A 16,473-nucleotide genomic window follows, 5' to 3' on the forward strand; every position below is an offset into this window, starting at 1 on the left:
GGCTGATCGGCAGGGGGCGCGGGCGGCCGTGGAGGGGTCTTGATCGACCGGGAATGCGGTCGGCCGGGTGCGGCTGGTCGGGGTGCGGCGGGGTGAGGGACGGGTTGCCGTGTGGGGTCGGGCGGGGGGAGCGCGCGGGGACTACGCTTCCCCAGTGATGGACAACCGTGTACCGCCCCGTGCCGCCGGCCCCGGGCCCCGTCGCCGTGATCGTCACGGGAGGGGCATGCGGGGACCGATCGCGCCGCCGCAGGTGCCGCTGGCGGCCAGCCGGGCCGATGTGTTCGCGGACCTGGTGCAGGACTCCGTGGAGCGTCTCGAACGGCGGTGGCCGCAGCTCGCCGACATCGACTTCCTCGTGCTGGAGGTGCCCCGGCTGGACGGGCGCGGTGAGCAGGTGTGGAGCGACGAGGCCGTGCCGCTGGGCGGGGTCGTGCCCGCTCGGGACGGGCGCCGGGCGCGGGTGGTCGTGTACCGGCGGCCGGTGGAGATCCGCACCAAGGGACGGGACGAGCGGGCCGCGCTGGTGCACGAGGTGGTCGTGGAGCAGGTTGCCGAGTTGCTCGGGCTGACGCCGGAGACCGTGGATCCGCGGTACGGGGAGGATTAGGGCGGGCCACCGGGGTACGGCGGGGGGCCGCCGCTTCTGCCGGGGTGCCCTGTGCTGGGGCTGGGCGACGGGGCGATTCGCCTGCCCGCGCCGGCGGGGTGCCGCCGGCGCTGCGCGAGCGCGTCCCTCACTTCTGCAGGACCGACAGATCCTCCGTCGTCCTCGGTACCGCCACCATCCCCCGGTCGTTCGGGAGGGTCTGGATGGTGAAGCCGGGGATTCCGGACTCTGTGGCGGACAGGGTGCGCGAGGCGTACACCGGGCCGCCGGAGACGGTTTCGACGGTGAGGGCGTAGGTGCCCTTCAGGCCGGAGGGGACGGGGACGGCCACGTCCTGCGTGGTGCCGGACTTGATCGTGTAGGTCTTCGTCGTCGGCGTACCGCCCTCGCTGCCCGCCGACGCGGTGACCTTGACCGTGGCGGTGGCGGTGGGCGCGGTCAGGGCGAGGGTCGTGCCCTTGGCGCTGTTGTCGGCCGAGGTCGCGCGGGTGCCGACGGGGGCGGTGGCCGGGATGAAGGCCGTCTCCTGCTTGTCGCCCTTGCCCCGGACCACCCGGAGGGCCGCGACGACCGGGACCGACTGGTCGGTGGGGGTCAGGACCAGCGAGCCCGCCTCGCCCCGCGTCACGTCGCGCAGGTCGGCGGTGGTCGTCATGCCCGACTTCACGTGCAGGGTCTCGTTGCCCGCCGGGGTGATCAGGCCGTCCGGTGAGGCCAGGCGGACCTTCAGGTCGGCGTCGTCGCCGCCGGGGGTGAAGGCGATCAGGCGGACGTCGGTGGCGTCCTTGGGGATGCCGGGCAGGACCAGGCTGCCGGCGGGGTCGGCGGCCGCGGCCAGCCAGTCGCCGCCCACCTTGTCGTCCAGGGCCTGCACCGACGCGCCGACCCGGCCGCTGCGCACGCTGACGTGCACGGTCAGGTCGGCCTGCTGTTCGTCGGTGAGCGTGGACAGCAGGATCGGCTTGCTCGCGTGCGCCGGGACGGTCTGGTTCTCGCCGAGCGGGGACTTGATCGCGCCGTTCTTGCCGTACAGCTCGATGTCGACGACCGCGGGGGTGTCGTCGGGGTTGGTGAGGTGGACGTAGTCGGTGCGTTCGGTGGCCGTGCTGGCGCCCGGGAACCAGAAGTCGGTGTCCGCGGCGGTGCAGTTCACGCCCTGCAGGCCACGGCCGGTGCCGGCCGCGACCTCGGTGGTCTCCTGCACGGTCCAGCCGGGCGCGAACTTCCCGTCGGCGGTGCCGATGAGCGCGGGCGCGTCCGCGCCGGAGGTGTCGCCGGTGACGGGCGTGCCCGGCGCCTTCGGGGTGAGCACCGGCTGGTCCGCCGTCTTCTTCCCGCCTTTGGACCCCTTCGAGCCCTTGCCCGTCCCGGAGTTGTCCGTGCCGTCCGCCGAGTCCCCGGCGGCCGCCTGGAGTTGGGCCTTGCCGCCGCTCGACGCGCCCTGGGTGACGGGCGTGTACGACGTGTACGACGTGTCGGCGATGTCCGAGACGCTCGGCGCCGGGCACAGCAGGCTGGTGCGCTGGACCGGCAGGTTCGCGGCCGCCTTGGGGGCGGCGGCACCGGAGGCGGACGGGCCGTCGAGCGCGGCGAACGCGGTGACGGCGGCCAGCGCGGTGCCGGCGGCGATCAGGGACAGGGTCGTGCGGTTCACTGCTGGCTCCCGTCGGGGCGCTCGCTGCCGGTGCCGTGGGGGTGCTGGGCCGGGTCGTAGCCCTGCTGGGCGGGGTCGTACGCCGGGTGGTAGCCCTGCTGGTAGGACGTGGGGTCGTACGGCATCTGGTCGGCCGTACCGCCGTAGGCGTACGGGTCGTACTGGCCCTCGCCCGTCTGGTACGGGTCGGCGGCCGGGTACGCCTGCTGGTCGTAGCCGGAGGGCGGGTACTGGCTGCCGTTGGGGTACTGGTCGGTTCCGTAGCCGGCGTATCCGGCGTTCGCGTACGAACCCTGGTCCCAGTCCTCGTAGGACTGCTGGTGGGGTACGGCGGCCGGGGGCTCCTCCGGCAGCGGCGGTGCGGCCGGCTGCTCCTCGCCGGACTGGTCGTCGCCGGCCTGTTCCTCGGCCTGGGCGCGCAGCCGCCGGGCGCGGCGGCCCTCGCCGGAGACGGCCTGGGCGGGCAGCGGCTCCTCCTCGGGCAGGTCGTCGTCGACGTCGCGGCGGCGGCCGGGCAGGGCGAGGACGACCAGGACGACGGCGAGCGCACCCTGGGCCCACAGCCAGGCGGTGTGGGTGATCGGGTCGGCGTAGGTGACGTCCAGCCTGCCGCTGTCGGTGGGCAGCTGGAAGCCCTGGGCCCAGCCGTCGACCGTGGTGCGGGTGAGCGGTCTGCCGTTCAGGGTGGCCGTCCAGCCGTCGGAGGCGGTGTCGGCGAGGCGCAGGACGCGGCCGCCCGAGCCGGACGGGATGGTCGTGTGGATCTCCACCGGTCCCGCGGTGACCGGCTGGGCGGTGCCCGAGCCGCCGGCGGGGACGATGGTGGCCCGGGAGACCTCCTGGTCGACGCGGTACAAGGCGCCGCCGTTCTGCTGGCTGAGCCGGGACAGACCTGGGGTGGTGTCGAGGACGCGGGTGATGTCGCGGGGCGCGCCCTTGTGGACGAGGACGTACCGCACGGCGAAGCCGCCGAGTTCGTCGGCCTGGTCGGCGCCGGAGCCGGCGACGAGGTTGGCGACGACCTTGTCCAGCCGGGTGTTCTGGCCGTCGGCGGCGCTGATCTCGGCGTCGCCCATGCGGGCGCCGGAGCCGCGGACCAGGGTGTAGCGCACGCGCGCGGTGGAGTCGCTGTCCAGGATCAGGGTGCGGGCCCGGTCGCCGGTGGAGGAGTCCTCGGCGACGAACGCGGGCACCTGGGTCGGGTCGCTGCGGTCCAGGGGACCGTCGGCGCCGCGGATCATCCAGCCGGCGGCGACGAGCAGCGGGCCCGCGGCACAGGCGAAGGCGATCAGGGCGGCGACGGGCTGGCGCCAGCCGAAGCTCTGCTCGGCCACACGCGCGCGTGCGCCGTCGGCGCCGAGGGCTGCGGCGGCCAGCAGGGCGATGCCGTAGACGAGGGTGGCCGGTCCGGCCCAGGCGGACCGGTTGGACAGGGCGGCGAAGACGAGGCCGACCAGGGCGACGGCCCAGGCGGTGCGGATGGCCGGCTGCCGCTCGGAGCGCAGGAGTGCGCCGAGGGCGGCGAGGACGATGCCGATGAGCATCAGGCCGTGCACGGTGCCGGGGCCGCCGGGGCTGGCGCCGAGCAGGTCGAGCGCGGAGGCGGCCGAGGTGCCGTAGGCCAGGCCGGCTTCCTTGAAGAAGCCGGTCGGGAGCAGGGTCAGCGACCAGGGGGCGAGGACCAGCAGCGGGGTGCCGAGCTGGGCGAGGAAGCGCAGGGCGTGGGCGACGAGGTCGCCGCGGCGCAGCACGAGCACGCCGATGCCGAGGAACAGCGCGATGGGCCAGACGATCGGCGTGAAGGCGGTGGTGATGGTCAGCAGCAGCGCGTACGCCCAGGTGGCGCGCCAACTGCCCCGTACGCCGGAGCGGTTGGCGAGGCCGCTCGCCGCGATCCCGGCGCGCGCGATGAGCGGCAGCAGCACGGCGAGGACGGCGGTGCCGATGCGGCCGCCGGCCAGGGCGCCGGTGGTGGCGGGCAGGAAGGCGTAGGCGATGGCCGCCCAGGCGCGCAGCAGCCGGGAGGTGACGAGCGGCCGGGAGGCGAAGTAGGCGGTGAATCCGGCGAGCGGTACCGAGGCGACCAGCAGGACCGTCATCGCCAGGCCGGTGGAGCCGAACAGGATCGTGGCGAGCGTCGCGATGATCGCGAGGTAGGGCGGTGCGGCCGGGGTTCCGCCCGCGCCGACGGGGTGCCAGGAGTCGGCGAAGCGGGACCACAGCTCGCCGGCGCCGGCCGGGGCGGGCAGCAGGGCGCCGCCCGCCAGCGCGCCGCCGGCGAGCAGGGCACGGCAGGCGGCCAGGGAGATGAGCAGCAGGGCGAGGAAGAGCACGGGGCCGGGCTTGCGGGCGATCCGCTTGAGCCGGGCGAACTGCTCGACCTCCAGGAAGTCGGCGTCGTCGCCGCCGGGTCCGGACTCCACCGCGCCGCCGTGCCGGCCGGCCGGGGAGGTGTCGTCGGAGCCGCTGGTGAAGTTGGCGGCGAGCTGTTCCACGGTGGCCCGGATGGTGGCGCCGGGCGGCGGGAACAGTTGGCGCAGTTCGCCCTTGTCGATCTGCGAGGGTCCGCGGCGGCGCCGGGCGGCGATGATCCGCTCGGGGCGCAGCAGGGTGCCGAGCAGGCCGCGGATCTCGTCGACGGCCTGGCCGGGGACCTTGCCGACGAGATAGGCGATGGTGCGCAGGACGGTGCCGAAGACGAGTCGCAGCAGCGCCCAGGGGAGCGCCGCGCCACGGGTGTTGACGAGCAGGGTGTAGACGGCGCCGGCCTTGTCGACCTTGTGCGGGGAGGCGGCGGTGCGGCCCACGCAGTCGACGGTGCGGCGCTCGCGGGAGGCGGCCTCGGCGTGCCGTACGACGGCGTCGGGAGCGATCAGGACGCGGTGGCCGGCGGTGTGGGCGCGCCAGCACAGGTCGACGTCGTCGCGCATCAGCGGCAGTCGGCGGTCGAAGCCGCCGAGCTGTTCGAAGACGTCGCGGCGGATGAGCATGCCGGCGCTGGAGACGGACAGCACGGTGCGCACGTGGTCGTGCTGGCCCTGGTCCTGTTCGCGGCGCTCCAGGCCGGTCCAGCGGCGGCCGGAGTTGGCGATGGAGACGCCGACCTCCAGCAGTTGCCGGCGGTCGTACCAGCCGCGGAGCTTGGGGCCGACGATCGCCACGTCCTCGCGGCCGAGTTCGAGTTCGTTGTCGACGACGCGCAGCAGCTCGGCGAGGGCGTCGGGTTCGGGGGCGCAGTCGTCGTGCAGCAGCCAGAGCCACTGGATGGGCTCGCCGTACGGCAGTTCGGGCATGTCGTAGGCGTCGTCGCGCCACGTGCGCGTGACGGGGTCCCAGCCGCTGGGGCGCCTGAGGTAGGGCAGCTCTTCCGGGGTGAGGAGCGGGGCGGTGCGGCTCGCCTCCTCGACGGCCTGCCCGAACCCGGTGCGGCGGGCGAGGTGCAGCACGTTGGCGTCGCCGAGGGCGTCGGTGAGCATCCGGGCGGAGTCGTCCGCGCTGCCGGTGTCGGCGGCCACCGCGTACTGGACGGGTCGCTCCTGGCCGAGCAGCCCGGCGAGCGCGTCGGGCAGCCAGCGGGCGCCGTCGTGGGAGACGAGGACCGCGGTCACCACGTGGCGCGGGAACTCTGGTGTGGCAGCGTGCTCTTGGGCTGCCGTGTGGCTGTGCACGGACATCGAGGTACGGGCCCCGGTTCGATGGACTGCGGTGGACGCCTGCGCCCTCTCGGGGGGCGAGGGGGCGGCGGGGCGTCTCGGACGAGCGACCACACTATCGGCTGACCATGACGACGGCCCGCCGCCTGTGGATAACCCACCGGCGACGGGCCGTTCGTGACGTTTTGGTATGGATTTGTGTGCGTTGCCGTGGTCAGACGGCGGCCTTCTTCAGCCGGCGGCGCTCCCGCTCGGACAGTCCGCCCCAGATGCCGAAGCGCTCGTCGTTGGCGAGGGCGTACTCGAGGCACTCGGAGCGGACCTCGCAGGCAAGGCAGACCTTCTTCGCCTCTCTGGTGGAGCCGCCCTTCTCGGGGAAGAAGGACTCGGGGTCGGTCTGGGCGCACAGCGCGCGCTCCTGCCAGCCGAGTTCCTCGTCCGCGTCGTCGACCAGCAGTTGCTGCACCAGCTCGGTCATGTGCGCCCCTCGTCTGTCTTTCGCGTCCCCGTGTGCGTTGCCGTTACCGATTTCGGCTGAACGACACGAGTGAAATTACAAGTGTGCTGCTCCGGGCGAGTCAAGCCGAGATCTGCTATTGAGCCCGTTATTCACTCTGCGGAACCAAGGCCGTGCGGAAAGTGTTCAAATCGCCATTAACCGTGACACGCAGACGAGGCCCGGAGGGGCGCCGGAACCCCGTACGGACATGTGTACGGAGAAGGACGCCCTGGCGTTCGATCGCGTTCCGCAAGGTTTGAGCGCCCGGATGTGCCCCAAGTGTCCCAGCATCCAGGCGAACAAACCTTTCATCTCCGAGATGCACCGGATTGGGTGAAATCTGTCCCACATACCGGGCGCCGAGTTGACACTGCGCGTGTGAACCGATGTGCTAATGGGCATGCTCGCGAACTTGGCGCTCACCTCGACCCGCACCGCCGGGTCCCACGGTGCTGCCCGGGCTCGCTGTAGCTGTTGTCGCTGTTCCAGCTGTTGAGCCACACCCCTGCTCCAGCTGTAGGCCGTGTCCCCCGCGACCCGGTTTCCCCTCTCCGTTCCCCCTGGCCGCCTGGCACCTTCGGCCTTCTCCCACCGAGGAACCACAGCACCTCATGAACAGCGACAACGACCTCCAGATCGCCGGCGACATCCTCGAGGTCCCGCATCTGCTCCAGCCGCCGCGCGAGCACCCGGCCACCGTCGCCGAGTTCGTGGGCCTCGCCCGCCGGATCGCCGCCGACCGCTCCGAGTGGGAGCACCTCGTGCAGTACGACGCGACGACCCGCTGGTACCACCGGCTGCGCACCGGCCCCGGCTACGAGGTGTGGCTGCTGTCCTGGGTGCCGGGACAGGGCAGCGGACCGCACGACCACGGCCGCTCCTCCGGCGTCCTGACCGTCCTGGAGGGCACGCTCACCGAGCGCACCGAACGCGCCACGCGCGCGTTGGCGGCGGGAGCCCAGCGGGTGTTCGCGCCGGGGTACGTCCACGAGGTCGTCAACGACACCCTGGAGCCGGCGGTCAGCCTGCACGTGTACCACCCGGGCCTGACCGAGATGCCCATGCACACCTCGCCGCACTGCGAAGCTCGTCCGGTGACTGCCTGACGCGTTGTCGTACCGGCCTGCAACACTTGGGCCATGCGCATTGTGGTTCTGGCAGGCGGCATCGGTGGTGCCCGGTTCCTGCGTGGTCTGAAGCGGGCCGTGCCGGACGCGGACGTCACGGTCATCGGCAACACCGGCGACGACATCCACCTCTTCGGGCTGAAGGTCTGCCCGGACCTGGACACGGTGATGTACACGCTGGGCGGCGGCATCAACGAGGAGCAGGGCTGGGGGCGGTCCGACGAGACCTTCCACCTCAAAGAGGAGCTGGCGGCCTACGGGGTCGGGCCGGACTGGTTCGGACTCGGCGACCGGGACTTCGCCACGCACATCGTGCGCACGCAGATGCTCGGCGCGGGCTATCCGCTCAGCGCCGTCACCGAGGCGCTGTGCGACCGCTGGAAGCCGGGCGTGAAGCTGATCCCGATGACCGACGACCGCGTGGAGACCCATGTGGCCGTGGAGGTGGACGGCGAGCGCAAGGCGGTCCACTTCCAGGAGTACTGGGTACGGCTGCGGGCCTCCGTCCCCGCCCAGGCCGTGGTCCCGGTCGGCGCCGAGCAGGCCAAGCCGGCGCCCGGCGTGCTGGAGGCCGTCGCCGAGGCGGACGTCATCCTCTTCCCGCCGTCCAACCCGGTCGTCTCCATCGGCACCATCCTCGCCGTGCCCGGCATCCGGGAGGCCATCGCGGACGCGGGCGTGCCCGTGGTCGGCCTGTCCCCCATCGTCGGGGACGCCCCGGTGCGCGGCATGGCCGACAAGGTGCTCGCCGCGGTCGGCGTGGAGTCCACGGCCGCCGCGGTCGCCGAGCACTACGGCTCCGGGCTGCTGGACGGCTGGCTGGTCGACACCGTGGACGCGGGCGCGGTCGAGCGGGTCGAGGCGGACGGCATCCGCTGCCGGGCCGTACCGCTGATGATGACGGACGTCGAGGCGGCCGCGCAGATGGCGCGCGAGGCGCTGGCGCTGGCCGAGGAGGTGCGGCGAGCGTGAGTGAGGAGCGCCCGGAGTACACGGTCCGGGCCCTGTCGGGCATTCCCGAGGTGCAGCCGGGCGACGACCTCGCCAAGCTGATCGCCGCGGCCGAACCGGGCCTGGCCGACGGGGATGTGCTGCTCGTCACCTCCAAGATCGTCTCCAAGGCGGAGGGCCGCGTCCTGGAGGCGGCCGACCGGGAGGCGGCCATCGACGCCGAGACGGTCCGGGTCGTGGCCCGGCGCGGCGCCCTCAGGATCGTGGAGAACCGGCAGGGTCTGGTGATGGCCGCCGCCGGGGTCGACGCCTCCAACACCCCCGCCGGCACCGTGCTGTTGCTGCCCGAGGATCCGGACGCGTCCGCGCGCGCGATCCGCGACGGCCTGCGCGCCGCCCTCGGCGTCGACGTCGGCGTCGTCGTCACCGACACCTTCGGGCGGCCCTGGCGCGCGGGGCTCACGGACGTGGCGATCGGCGCCGCCGGGGTGCGCGTGCTGGACGATCTGCGTGGCGGCACGGACGCGCACGGCAATCCGCTGAGCGCGACGATCGTCGCCACGGTGGACGAACTGGCCGCCGCCGGCGACCTGGTCAAGGGCAAGGCGGCCGGACGGCCCGTCGCCGTCGTGCGCGGCCTGCCGCACGTGCTGGCCCCGGAGGGGGGCGAGGGCGCGCGGGCGCTGGTGCGGACCGCGCGGGACGACATGTTCCGGCTCGGCACGTCCGAGGCGGTCCGGGAGGCGGTGACCCAGCGGCGTACGGTCCGGGCGTTCACCGACGAACCCGTGGACCCCGGCGCGGTACGGCGCGCGGTGGCGGCGGCGGTGACCGCACCGGCCCCGCACCACACCACACCCTGGCGGTTCGTCCTGCTGGAGTCGGCTCCGTCCCGGACCCGGCTGCTGGACGCGATGCGGGACGCCTGGATCGCCGACCTGCGCCGGGACGGCAAGAGCGAGGAGTCCATCGCCAGGCGGATCCGCCGCGGGGACGTCCTGCGCAACGCGCCGTACCTGGTGGTGCCGTGCCTCGTCATGGACGGCTCGCACCACTACGGGGACGCGCGGCGGGACGGGGCCGAGCGGGAGATGTTCGTCGTCGCGATGGGCGCGGGCGTGCAGAACCTGCTGGTCGCGCTGGCCGGGGAGCGGCTGGGCTCGGCGTGGGTGTCGTCCACGATGTTCTGCCGGGACGTGGTGCGCGAGGTGCTGGATCTGCCCGCCGACTGGGAGCCGATGGGAGCGGTGGCGGTCGGGCATCCGGCCGAGGAGCCGAGACCGCGGCCGGAGCGGGACGCGGGCGCGTTCATAGAGGTGCGCTGAGTTCGGCGTACGCGGCCGTAGCCTTCGTGCGACCGCCTAGTCTCAATGGACGGCCCAGGCTCCGCTCCCCCCAGGACTTCACAGGACCTCACTCGTGGCAGGACGTTTCGCTCAGCGCCCCTCGCGTACCACCGTGCGCGGCGGCCATGTCGGCGTGCCCGCGGGTGCCGCCGGGATACCGCGGCAGGCCGCGGCTCCGGCGCGGGTACGGCGGTGGGTGCCGGAGGGGCCGCTCGATCTCGGACTGGTGCTCGGACCGTTGCGGCGCGGACCGGCCGACCCCACGTTCCGGGCCACCGCGGACGGATCCGTGTGGCGGGCCAGCCGGACGCCCGCCGGGCCGGGCACGCTGCGGGTGCGGGCGTACGGCGGTGAGGTGCTCGGCGAGGCGTGGGGGCCGGGGGCGGAGTGGCTGCTGGACCGGCTGCCCGAGTGGCTCGGCGCGGCCGACGCGCCGGAGGCGTTCGTGCCCCGGCACCGGGTGGTGGCGCTGGCGCGGCACCGGCGGCCGGGGCTGCGGCTGACGCGGACGGGGCTGGTGCTGGAGTCCCTCATCCCCTCGGTGCTGGAGCAGAAGGTCACGACGGACGAGGCGTACCGGGCGTGGCGGTTGCTCGTGCGGAAGTTCGGGGAGCGAGCGCCGGGGCCGGCGGGGGCCGGGGAACGGCCGCTGTTCGTGATGCCGGCGCCGCGGACCTGGGCGCTGATCCCGTCCTGGGAGTGGCATCGGGCCGGGGTCGACGACAAGCGGGCTTCGACGATTCTGCGGTCCGTACGGGTCGCTGCGCGGCTGGAGCAGGCGGTGGGGATGCCGGCGGTCGAGGCACAGGCGCGGTTGGAGGTCGTGCCGGGGATCGGGCCGTGGACGTCGGCGGAGGTGGTGCAGCGCAGTCATGGCGCGGCGGATGCGGTGACGGTCGGGGACCTGCATCTGCCGGGGATCGTGGGGTGGGCGTTGGCGGGGAACCGGCACGCCGACGACGCGGAGATGCTGCGCTTGCTGGAGCCGTATGCCGGGCAGCGGCATCGGGCGGCCCGGTTGATCCTGCTGAGCGGGAACACGCCTGCGCGGCGGGCGCCGAAGATGCCTCGGGTGGACATCGGGTTGCTGTGACCCGCGCTGTGCTGCCGCGGCTGGGCGGGGGTTCGCTCGGCGGCGGAGTGCGGGGTGCGGGGTGCTGCCGCCGGACAACGGGAAGTTCCGCTTGCCCGCGCCGACAGGGTGCCGGGTGCTGTCGCCGGACAACGGGGGGTTCCGCTTGCCCGCGCTGGCGGGGTGCCGCTGCGCCCACCCGTGCCGCCCCGGCGGCACGACTGCCCGCAGCCAGGACGGCACGCCGGCCGCGGGTGGATGGACGCCGAAATCAGCGGCGCGGCTGCCCGCGACTCCGTACGTCTCACCGCTGCCACGTGGGCGCCGCCCCAGCGGCACGACTGCCCGCAGCCAGGACGGCATGACAGCCGCGGCCCGCAGCTACGGCGGCATGCCGGCCGCGGGTGGATGGGCGCCGGGATCAGCGGCGCGGCTGCCCGCGACTCCGTACGTCTCACCGCTGCCGGGTGGGCGCCGCCCCAGCGGCACGACTGCCCGCAGCCAGGACGGCATGACGGCCGCTGGTGGATGGGCGCCGGGATCAGCGGCGCGGGGAAGTGTGCGGTCAGCCGTCGCGCAGTCGCACCCGGCGACGGCCTCCACCGCCCCCGAGGCACATGGCCCCCGGAGTCGGCGGCCTGGGCGGGCGTTACTGGTCGGAGGAGAAGCGCACCGCGCCGGCCGGGATGCGGGCGTCGCACCACACGCGTACTCCCTCGCGGAGCTCGTTGTCCGCGCCGATGATCGCGCCGTCGCCGATGACCGTGCCGGTGAGGACGGTGCGTTCGCCGACGCGGGCTCTGGTGCCGATGAGGGAGTCGGTGATGACCGCGCCGGGTTCGATGACGGCGCCGGGGAGGATGGTCGAGCCGGAGACCCGCGCGCCCTCGGCCACGAGCGCGCCCTCGCCGACCACCGTGCCGCCGGTCAGCTTGGCGTCCGGCGCCACCGTCGCCGTGGGGAGGATCAGACGGTCGCCGCAGCGGCCGGGGACCGCCGGGGACGGGGCGCGGCCCAGGACCAGGTCGGCCGAGCCGCGGACGAAGGCCGCCGGGGTGCCGAGGTCCAGCCAGTACGTGGAGTCGACCATGCCCTGGAGGTGGGCGCCGGCCGAGAGGAGGTCGGGGAAGGTCTCGCGCTCCACCGACACCGGGCGGCCCAGCGGGATCGTGTCGATGACCGAGCGGCGGAAGACGTACGCCCCCGCGTTGATCTGGTCGGTGACGATCTCCTCCGGCGTCTGCGGCTTCTCCAGGAAGGCGAGGACGCGGCCGGTCTCGTCCGTGGGGACCAGGCCGTAGGCCCTCGGGTCCGTCACCTTCGTCAGGTGCAGGGAGACGTCCGCGCCGGTCGACTCGTGGGTGTCGACCAGGGCCCTGATGTCCAGTCCGGTCAGGATGTCGCCGTTGAAGATCAGCACCGGCTCCTCGGGGCCGGAGTGCAGGCGCGAGGCGACGTTGCGGATGGCGCCGCCGGTGCCGAGCGGCTCCTCCTCCGTCACGTACTCGATGCGCAGGCCGAGGGAGGAGCCGTCGCCGAAGTACGGCTCGAAGACCTCGGCCAGATAGCTCGTGGCGAGGACGATGTGGTCCACGCCCGCCGCCTTGGCGCGCGCCAGCTGGTGCGTGAGGAACGGCACCCCGGCGGCCGGGACCATCGGCTTGGGCGTGTGCACCGTGAGCGGACGCAGCCGGGTGCCTTTGCCGCCGACCAGGAGGATCGCTTCTGTCACCTGTCGTCTCTGCTTCCTGCCGGGACCGGCCGAACTACTCGTTTCACTCGTTTCGGCCGGTCAGTGTATGCAGACCGTAGCGGCGGCACCCTTGACAACCATCCGGTTTCCCACGAGATCGGTGAGAGAACGGTGTGAGAGCGGCGGGTCCCCCGAAGACGGTGCCGAGCGCGACCCCGGCCGGCTCAGCGCCCCTGATAGCGCGCCGCGCTGGAACGGGCCGTACCGAGCTTGGCGTAAAGCCGCTTGCCGGGGCACTCGGTGGCGAATCCGTCCCGATGGCCGGAGATCACGTTCAGTCGCACGTTCTTACCCTTGGGGTAGAGATTGCCACCCCCCGAGGTGAGATATGTCTTGCCACGCGGATCGGCCCCGTAAAGGCCGAGTTTCCACGCGGTGAGCCGGGCGACCGCCGTCACCGCGGCGCCGGGCGGCTTCGTCGCACCGTAGGAGCCGATCACGGCGATGCCCGTGCTGTCGCTGTTGAAACCGCGGGTGTGCGCGCCGAGGACCGCCTTCGCCACGCCGCCGGCCCGGCCCTCGTAGATGGTTCCGCACTTGTCGATGAGGAAGTTGTAGCCGAGGTCCCGCCAACCCATGCCCGTGACGTGGTAGCGGTAGATACCGCGGATGACGGAGGGAGCCTGGGCGCAGGTGTACTTGTTGCCCGAGGCCGTGTGGTGCACGAAGGCCGCCTTGACCTTCTTCGTGTAGACGAATCCGCGTTCGCGCAGTGACTCGTCCGCGCCCCAGCCGCGCCGGGTGACGATCCGCGGGCGCGGCCCGATGTACGGCTTGGCCGCCACCGGGCCTGCCAGGCGGGCGAGTTCCTGCTCGGTGGCGGGCCTGCCCAGCGCCGGGATCTCCAGGACACCGAAACCGGCGATGTCCATGTTGACGGCCGAGGCCGCCCGCGCCGCGTCCATGTGCAGCCCGGTGCGCGGCACGTCGGCCGGCGAACCCTCGGGCGGCGCCTCCTCACCGGGGTCCACCAGTTCCAGGCGCAGACCGGAGGGCAGCGGCGGCTCGAGTTCGGCCGCATGACCGCCCCGCGCGCCCCCGCCGACGCCGCGCACCCGTACGTCCACACCGTCCGAGTCGCCCACCCACAGCGGTGCGGTCGCCCCGCGCACCCGCCGCGCGTCCCGTTCCGCCGTACCCGGGTCGGCGCCGTGGTCGCCGTTGTGCGTCTCGATGTCCTGCCAGCCGGACCACTTCCGCGTCGTCGCCGACCGGGTGCGCACCTGGACACTGCCGTGCAGCTCGGCGTCCGGATCGTCCCAGACGACCCCGACCAGCGAGAAGTGCTCGCCGCTCGGCCGGTACAGGCCCTGTTCCGGGGCGGTGCCGAGGACCCGCTCGCGGGTGAGGGGGGCGAGGGGCAGCGAGCGGGTGCCGCCCGGGGCCCGGGCCTCGGAGGGGCGTGCGGGTGCGGCGGCCGCGGGCAGGGACAGCAGCGGAAGCACGAGGGCCGCGGCGCAGGCGACGCCGATCGAGGTGACGGCGGTCGACGGGGCGCCGGGGGACGAAGTCAGGAATCCACGCATGGTCATGATCGTGGACATAGGCATACAAATCTGTCCAACGGTGAGGCGGCGGTGAACTGACGGTCCGTCGGGGAAGGGTTGCGCCGAACCGGTGGCCCCACCGCACATCGCGCACGTCCGCCCGCGCGTACCCTTTCCCGGGTGAACGCCACCGATCGCACCCCTGCCGACCTGCTGGCTTCCGCGCTCGCCGCGGATCCCGGCCGCCCGCTGGTGACCTTCTACGACGACGCCACGGGCGAACGCGTCGAACTGTCCGTGGCCACCTTCGCCAATTGGGTGGCCAAGACCGCGAACCTCCTCCAGGGCGACCTGTCCGCCGGGCCCGGTGACCGGGTCTCGCTGCTGCTGCCCGCGCACTGGCAGACGGCGGTGTGGCTGCTTGCCTGTTCCGCGGTGGGCGCGGTGGCGGACGTGGGCGGGGATCCGGCCGCGGCGGACGTCGTGGTCAGCGGGCCGGACGCGCTGGACGCGGCGCGGGCGTGCGGCGGGGAGCGCGTGGCGCTCGCACTGCGGCCGCTCGGCGGGCGGTTCCCGCAGACCCCGGCCGGGTTCGTCGACTACGCCGTGGAAGTGCCGGGGCAGGGGGACCGGTTCGTGCCGTTCGCCCCCGTGGACGCGGAGGAGCCCGCGCTGATCGTCGCGGGAGCCGAGTTCAGCGGGGCCGAGGTCGTCGACCGGGCGCTCACGGATGCGCCTTCCTTCGATCTGACGGGGCCTGGATCGAGGCTGCTGTCCGGGCTGTCGTACGACACCTGGGAAGGGGTCGGCGCGGGGTTGTACGCGCCGTTGGCCGTCGGCGGCTCCGTGGTGCTGTGCCGGCACCTGGACCGGCTGGGCGAGGAGGCCCTCGCCCAGCGGATCGAGAGCGAGCGGGTGACCGCGGTCCGCCGCTGAGAGGGGTCCGGCATCCGCACGTCCCCCGATCGGAGTACCTGAGGGCGCTGTCGGTGCCCGCCCCCGCCATCGTCGTAAGAGCAGGACGTGACGCTCGTACGCCGTGAAAGGGTGCCCCGCCCGTGACCGACCCCGTTGGCAAGCCCCTCGGTCCCGGCCAGGGGGCCTCCGCCACCGGCGCGGGGCTCCTACGGCGGTGTCGGCGGCGGTGGGTGCAGGCGACGGCGCTCGGTGTGGCCGTGCTCGTCGTGGCGGGCGTCGGGACCGGCTGGGCCCTCTACGCCAAGCTCAGCAACAACATCACCGCCGATGACGCGGCCGCCCGCGAACTGGAGCGGTACGAGCGGGAGCGGCCCACCGAGCTGGTGCGGGGCGCGCAGAACATCCTGCTGATCGGGTCGGACACGCGGGCCGGGGACGGGAACTCCGCGTACGGACGGGACCTGGGCAGCGAGCGGTCGGACACCACGATCCTGCTGCATCTGGCCGCCAACCGGCGCAGCGCCACCGCCGTGTCCCTGCCGAGGGATCTGATGGTGGACATCCCCGGCTGCCGGCAGCCGGACGGCAGCCGCAGCCAGCCGGTGTTCGCGATGTTCAACCACGCCTTCCAGCTGGGCGGTTCGGCCTGCACGATCCGGACCGTCGAGAAGCTGACGGCCATTCGGATCGACCATCACGTGGTCGTTGACTTCAGCGGGTTCAAGGAGATGGTGGACGCCGTCGACGGGGTGCAGGTCTGCCTGAAGGAGCCCATCGACGACAAGGCGGCCCTGCTGAAGCTGCCCGCGGGCAAGGTCAGGCTCAACGGGGAGCAGGCGCTGGGGTTCGTGCGGGCCCGCAAGTCGCTCGGCAACGGCAGCGACACCGAACGCATGGAGCGCCAGCAGCGGTTCCTCGGCGCGCTGGTCGACAAGATGCAGAGCAACGACGTTCTGCTGAACCCGGTGAAGCTGTATCCGGTGCTGGACGCGGCGACCTCCTCACTGACCACGGATCCGGAACTGGCCAGTCTGCACGGCTTGTACCAGTTGGTGCGCGGGCTGCGCGACATCCCCACGGAACGGGTGCAGTTCCTGACGGTGCCGAGGGAGTCGTACGTCTACGACGCCAACCGTGATCAACTCGTGGAGCCGGAGGCCGAGAAGCTGTTCGCACGGCTGCGGGCCGATCAGCCGGTGGCGGTGGCCCAGGAGCCGCCGCAGGAAGCCGCGGAGCCGGGTGGAAGAACCGGCGGCACAGCCGGCCCCTCCCCCGCGCCGACATTCCGCGGGAACACCGCCGCCGAACACGGCTGTGAGTAATGCGCACATCAAGAAGCCGGACTTCCGTCCGGGAAATGAGCCGGATTGCCCAGTTGTAGGCACAGGGAATTTGTCACTGGC

The 16,473-nt window shown here is 73.3% G+C and carries 12 protein-coding genes; 7 read left to right on the top strand and 5 right to left on the bottom strand.

Translation table 11 applies throughout. The features are described from left to right. Positions 1–157 precede the first annotated feature (157 nt). Complete coding sequence (locus ACQPXS_RS20360; RefSeq protein ID WP_351812250.1) at positions 158–610, top strand: metallopeptidase family protein; 453 nt, start codon at positions 158–160, stop codon at positions 608–610. 127 nt (positions 611–737) lie between these two features. On the opposite strand, the gene ACQPXS_RS20365 is transcribed toward ACQPXS_RS20360, so the two are convergent. The 3 genes from ACQPXS_RS20365 to ACQPXS_RS20375 form a co-directional block, all read right to left on the bottom strand. Further along, on the bottom strand, positions 738–2,264 hold the full coding sequence (locus tag ACQPXS_RS20365; protein ID WP_433450784.1) for a DUF5719 family protein: 1,527 nt from the start codon (positions 2,262–2,264) through the stop codon (positions 738–740). Beyond that, positions 2,261–5,938, bottom strand: a complete 3,678-nt coding sequence (locus tag ACQPXS_RS20370) for a glycosyltransferase (protein ID WP_433450785.1) — start codon at positions 5,936–5,938, stop codon at positions 2,261–2,263. The genes ACQPXS_RS20365 and ACQPXS_RS20370 overlap by 4 nt, the downstream gene beginning before the upstream one ends. Positions 5,939–6,131: 193 nt before the next feature. Continuing rightward, entirely contained in the window at positions 6,132–6,395 is a 264-nt protein-coding gene (locus ACQPXS_RS20375) for a WhiB family transcriptional regulator (RefSeq protein WP_003975777.1), read from the bottom strand. Positions 6,396–7,027: 632 nt separating this feature from the next. Between ACQPXS_RS20375 and ACQPXS_RS20380 the strand changes: the two genes are divergently transcribed. The 4 genes from ACQPXS_RS20380 to ACQPXS_RS20395 all read left to right on the top strand — a co-directional run bounded on the left by ACQPXS_RS20380 (position 7,028) and on the right by ACQPXS_RS20395 (position 10,933). After that, positions 7,028–7,522: a cysteine dioxygenase gene (locus ACQPXS_RS20380; protein ID WP_433450786.1), complete on the top strand. Its 495-nt coding sequence runs from the start codon at positions 7,028–7,030 to the stop codon at positions 7,520–7,522. A gap of 33 nt (positions 7,523–7,555) precedes the next feature. Further along, on the top strand, positions 7,556–8,515 hold the full coding sequence (gene cofD / locus ACQPXS_RS20385; protein WP_433450787.1) for a 2-phospho-L-lactate transferase: 960 nt from the start codon (positions 7,556–7,558) through the stop codon (positions 8,513–8,515). After that, the gene (locus tag ACQPXS_RS20390) at positions 8,512–9,819 is read left to right on the top strand and encodes a coenzyme F420-0:L-glutamate ligase (RefSeq protein ID WP_433450788.1); all 1,308 of its coding nucleotides are present in this window, start codon (positions 8,512–8,514) and stop codon (positions 9,817–9,819) included. The genes cofD and ACQPXS_RS20390 overlap by 4 nt, the downstream gene beginning before the upstream one ends. A 94-nt stretch (positions 9,820–9,913) precedes the next feature. Further along, a complete protein-coding gene (locus ACQPXS_RS20395) occupies positions 9,914–10,933 on the top strand; it encodes a DNA-3-methyladenine glycosylase family protein (protein WP_433450789.1) in 1,020 nt (339 codons plus the stop codon). 628 nt (positions 10,934–11,561) lie between these two features. Here the strand turns inward: ACQPXS_RS20395 and ACQPXS_RS20400 are convergent. Together ACQPXS_RS20400 and ACQPXS_RS20405 are read right to left on the bottom strand one after the other, a co-directional pair. Next, on the bottom strand, positions 11,562–12,644 hold the full coding sequence (locus ACQPXS_RS20400) for a sugar phosphate nucleotidyltransferase (protein ID WP_433450790.1): 1,083 nt from the start codon (positions 12,642–12,644) through the stop codon (positions 11,562–11,564). A 185-nt stretch (positions 12,645–12,829) separates the two neighbouring features. Continuing rightward, on the bottom strand, positions 12,830–14,209 hold the full coding sequence (locus tag ACQPXS_RS20405) for a peptidoglycan recognition protein family protein (protein ID WP_433455882.1): 1,380 nt from the start codon (positions 14,207–14,209) through the stop codon (positions 12,830–12,832). A gap of 123 nt (positions 14,210–14,332) precedes the next feature. Here ACQPXS_RS20405 and ACQPXS_RS20410 point away from each other — a divergent pair, with 123 nt between their 5' ends. Together ACQPXS_RS20410 and ACQPXS_RS20415 are read left to right on the top strand one after the other, a co-directional pair. Then, on the top strand, positions 14,333–15,088 hold the full coding sequence (locus ACQPXS_RS20410) for a TIGR03089 family protein (protein ID WP_433450791.1): 756 nt from the start codon (positions 14,333–14,335) through the stop codon (positions 15,086–15,088). A 122-nt stretch (positions 15,089–15,210) separates the two neighbouring features. Next, on the top strand, positions 15,211–16,392 hold the full coding sequence (locus ACQPXS_RS20415) for an LCP family protein (protein ID WP_433450792.1): 1,182 nt from the start codon (positions 15,211–15,213) through the stop codon (positions 16,390–16,392). Positions 16,393–16,473 lie beyond the last annotated feature (81 nt).

The organism is Streptomyces sp. CA-142005 (assembly GCF_050942335.1).
Classification (GTDB): Bacteria; Actinomycetota; Actinomycetes; order Streptomycetales; family Streptomycetaceae; genus Streptomyces.

Excerpts from the sequence above, each read along its gene's own strand:
- ACQPXS_RS20360 (WP_351812250.1), top strand. The coding sequence starts at position 158 with ATGGACAACCGTGTACCGCCCCGTGCCGCCGGCCCCGGGCCCCGTCGC.
- ACQPXS_RS20370 (WP_433450785.1), bottom strand. The coding sequence starts at position 5,938 with ATGTCCGTGCACAGCCACACGGCAGCCCAAGAGCACGCTGCCACACCA.
- ACQPXS_RS20375 (WP_003975777.1), bottom strand. The coding sequence starts at position 6,395 with ATGACCGAGCTGGTGCAGCAACTGCTGGTCGACGACGCGGACGAGGAA.
- ACQPXS_RS20380 (WP_433450786.1), top strand. The coding sequence starts at position 7,028 with ATGAACAGCGACAACGACCTCCAGATCGCCGGCGACATCCTCGAGGTC.
- cofD (WP_433450787.1), top strand. The coding sequence starts at position 7,556 with ATGCGCATTGTGGTTCTGGCAGGCGGCATCGGTGGTGCCCGGTTCCTG.
- ACQPXS_RS20405 (WP_433455882.1), bottom strand. The coding sequence starts at position 14,209 with ATGTCCACGATCATGACCATGCGTGGATTCCTGACTTCGTCCCCCGGC.